The organism is Acidovorax sp. KPB24-03 (assembly GCF_057546605.1).
Genome location: NZ_BAAJYR010000356.1, coordinates 1 through 3,612, shown reverse-complemented (window position 1 = coordinate 3,612; position 3,612 = coordinate 1). Strand labels below are relative to the sequence as shown.

The following is a 3,612-nucleotide window of genomic DNA, read 5'->3' as shown; positions in this document are numbered from 1 at the left end:
TGGCGCAGACCGGCCTGATCGGCGGCGCTACCCCACGCACAAGACGGCGATGTCGGTGGTGGCCGGCAACCGCGAGCTGCAGGACGGCCAGAACGAGATCAGCGTGCGCTTCGAATCCGCCGACCTGGGCGGCGTGAAGCTGGCCAAGACCTGGACCGTGAAGCGCGGCGCCTACGACGTGGCCGTGAAGCACGAGATCGTGAACACCGGCACCGCGCCCGTGTCGCCCCAGCTGTACCTGCAGCTGGTGCGCGACGGCAACAAGCCGCCGGGCGAGTCGTCGTTCTATTCGACCTTCACCGGCCCAGCGGTCTATACCGAGGCCAAGAAGTACCACAAGGTCGAGTTCAAGGACATCGAGAACGGCAAGGCCGAAATCGACAAGTCCTCCACCAACGGCTACGTGGCCATGGTGCAGCATTACTTCGCCAGCGCCTGGCTGCTGGGCAACGACGTGCAGCGCGACCTGTTCGTGCGCAAGGTGGACACCAACCTGTACTCGGTCGGCATGATCACCCCGGTCGGCGAGATCGCACCGGGGCAGTCCAAGACGGTGGATGCACGCCTGTTCGCGGGCCCGCAGGTCGAGACGATGCTGGAATCGCTCACCCCCGGCCTGGAACTGGTGAAGGACTATGGCTGGCTCACCATCCTGGCCAAGCCCCTGTACTGGCTGCTCGACCAGCTGCACAAGGTGCTGAACAACTGGGGCTGGTCCATCGTGGCGCTGGTGTTCCTGCTGAAGATCGCGTTCTACTGGCTCAACGCGAAGGCGTACGCCAGCATGGCCAAGATGAAGGCCATCAACCCCAAGATCATGGAGATGCGCGAGCGCCTGAAGGACAAGCCGCAGCAGATGCAGCAGGAGATGATGCGCATCTACCGCGAGGAGAAGGTCAACCCGATGGGCGGCTGCTTCCCCATCATGATCCAGATCCCCGTGTTCATCGCGCTCTACTGGGTGCTGTTGTCCAGCGTCGAAATGCGCAACGCGCCGTGGATCGGCTGGATCAAGGACCTGTCCTCGCCCGACCCGTTCTTCATCCTGCCGCTGCTGATGACCGCCAGCTCGCTGCTGCAGACCGCGCTGAACCCCGCACCGCCCGATCCACTGCAGGCCAAGATGATGTGGTTCATGCCGCTGATCTTCAGCGTGATGTTCTTCTTCTTCCCGGCGGGCCTGGTGCTGTACTGGCTGACGAACAACATCCTGTCGATCGCGCAGCAGTGGATCATCAACACGCGCATGGGCGTGCCGCCGCAGTTCAACCTGCCGAAGTTCCGCTGACCCGCAATGCAGCGCGGACGCGCTGCGTTTGCGACACATTCCACGGCCGCTATCCAGCGGCCGTTTTTCATTGGGTACGATGCTTGCTTGCCCCCTGCGGCATCTTTCATCCACTTTCGTTAACCGACGAGGAGACCTGGCCAATGAAACAGCAGCGTACGACTTTCAAATGGAGCGCACTGGGCATCGCGGTCCTGCTGGCAGCAGGATCGGCCCATGCCGCAACGATGCGGTGGGCCGGAGCCAACGACATCCTGACCGTGGACCCCCACGCCCAGAACCACCAGACGACGCATGCCTTCCTGCAGCAGGTGTACGAGAGCCTGGTGCGCTATGACGAGAAGTACCAGATCCAGCCCGCGCTCGGCACGAAGTGGACCCAGATCTCCCCCACGCAGGTGCGCTTCGAACTGCGCAAGGGCGTGAAATTCCACGACGGTGCGCCGTTCACGGCCGACGACGTGGTGTTCTCGCTCACCCGCGCCATGACGCCCCCCTCGAACATGCAGTCCGCCGTGCAGAGCATCAAGGAAGTGAAGAAGGTCGACGACTTCACCGTGGACCTGATCTTGAAGGGCCCCAACCCCGTGCTGCTGCGCGAGCTGACCGAGGCCCGCATCATGAACAAGGCCTGGGCCGAGAAGAACAACTCGACCAAGGCGCAGGACTATGCCGGCAAGGAAGAGAACTTCGCCTCGCGCAATGCCAACGGCACCGGCCCCTTCATCATGGTGGGCTGGCAGCCCGACGTGAAGGTCACGCTCAAGAAGAACCCGGACTGGTGGGACAAGCCCAAGGGCAACATCGACGAAGTCGTGTTCACCCCCATCAAGTCGGCGGCCACGCGCTCGGCCGCGCTGATTTCCGGCCAGGTCGATTTCGTCGTCGATCCGCCCACGCAGGATCTGGCGCGCATGAAGTCCAGCCCCGACATCACGCTGATCGAAGGCGCCGAGAACCGCACCATCTACCTGGGCCTGGACCAGTTCCGCGACGAACTGCCGGGTGCCGGCACGCCGGGCAAGAACCCGCTCAAGGACAAGCGCGTGCGCCAGGCGCTCTACCAGGCCATCGATTCGGCCGGCATCCACAGCCGCACCATGCGCAACCTGTCGGTGCCTGCCGGCACCATGGTCGCGCCGATGGTCCACGGCTGGAGCAAGAGCCTGGACGAGCGTGCCGCCAAGTACGACGTCGAAGCCGCCAAGAAGCTGCTGGCCGACGCGGGCTACCCCCAGGGCTTTTCGCTCAAGCTCGACTGCCCCAATGACCGCTATGTGAACGACGAAGCGATCTGCCAGGCCGTCACTGCCATGTGGACGCGCATCGGCGTGAAGACCACGCTGCAGGCCGCTCCCATGGCCCAGTTCGTCAGCCGCGTGATGAACAACGACGTGAGCGCCTACCTGTTCGGATGGGGCGTGGCGACGTTCGACTCGCTGTACTCGCTGGATTCGTTGATGGCCACCAAGGCCGGCAAGACGGCTGCGGGCACCTACAACGGCGGCCGCTTCAGCGATGCCAAGCTCGACGAAATGATCAGCCAGATCAAGGTGGAGATGGATGCGCCCAAGCGCGACGCGCTGATCGCCGATGCCCTCAAACTGGTCAAGGACGAGTACTACTACCTGCCCCTGCACCACCAGATCCGCCCCTGGGCGATGCGCAAGGGCGTGGAGACGCTGCACCGCGCGGACGACCGCCCGATGCCCAACTGGACCACGATCAAGTAAGCCCTCCGATCGGACCGAACGCAAAGCCCGCCCTGGCGGGCTTTGTCTTTTTGCGGGCGCGGTTCCGCGCCCCGTGCAGGCGGCCGCGGCATGCGAACAGCGCAGCTATCATGCCCCGTCCCCACCCCCTTCCCCATCGCATGCTGCCCCGCCACTCCGACCCCATCGCCGCCATCGCCACCGCACCGGGGCGCGGCGCCGTGGGCATCGTGCGGGTGTCCGGCCGGGGCCTGGGACCGCTCACCGAGGCGCTGTGCGGGCGCGCCCTGCGACCGCGCGAAGCCACGTACCTGCCCTTTCGCGATGCGGCCGGCCAGTCCATCGACCAGGGGCTGGCGCTGTACTTTCCAGCGCCCCACAGCTACACGGGCGAGGACGTGCTGGAGCTGCAGGCGCACGGCGGCCCCGTAGTGTTGCAGTTGCTGCTGGCGCGCTGCCTGGAAGCCGCCGCCCAGGCCGATGCGGCCAAGCGGCCGGGCCCCGCCTGCCCGGCCTGCGCCTGGCGCAGCCGGGCGAGTTCACCGAACGGGCCTTCCTCAACGACAAGATCGATCTGGCGCAGGCCGAAGCCATTGCCGACCTGATCGATGC

1 protein-coding gene and 2 pseudogenes are annotated in these 3,612 nt (G+C 65.3%); all 3 read left to right on the top strand.

Annotated elements, in window-relative coordinates:
- Positions 1-1,288, top strand: a pseudogene (gene yidC, locus AC27KI_RS20750) (membrane protein insertase YidC); the annotation flags it as partial.
- Positions 1,289-1,431: 143 nt separating this feature from the next.
- Complete coding sequence (locus AC27KI_RS20745; protein ID WP_272566396.1) at positions 1,432-3,021, top strand: ABC transporter substrate-binding protein; 1,590 nt, start codon at positions 1,432-1,434, stop codon at positions 3,019-3,021.
- A gap of 140 nt (positions 3,022-3,161) precedes the next feature.
- A pseudogene (locus AC27KI_RS20740) lies at positions 3,162-3,612 on the top strand (tRNA uridine-5-carboxymethylaminomethyl(34) synthesis GTPase MnmE); the annotation flags it as partial.